1 protein-coding gene is annotated in these 206 nt (G+C 66.5%); it reads right to left on the reverse strand.

Annotation, left to right across the window (positions count from 1 at the left end; genetic code table 11):
• On the reverse strand, positions 1-191 hold a 191-nt coding region (locus FDX04_RS24680), incomplete at its 3' end, for an Ig-like domain-containing protein (protein WP_371415439.1).
• Positions 192-206 lie beyond the last annotated feature (15 nt).

The following is a 206-nucleotide window of genomic DNA, read 5'->3' on the forward strand; positions in this document are numbered from 1 at the left end:
TCGGTGCTGATGGCAAAGCCCGGCGCCGCCACGTTAGTCTGGTTATCCCCCGCCGTCCCGGTGTCATCACTCAGCGTAATGACCGGGGCCGCCACGGCGGTGTCCACCGTGATGGCCAGCACCGCCGAGGTCTGCACGTTCCCGGCATCGTCAGTGACCTGCACGGTGACACTGTAGTCCCCGTCCGCCAGTTGCGGGGCGGTAAA

The sequence above is a fragment of the Citrobacter sp. wls615 genome (assembly GCF_005281355.1).
GTDB lineage: Bacteria > Pseudomonadota > Gammaproteobacteria > Enterobacterales > Enterobacteriaceae > Citrobacter > Citrobacter werkmanii.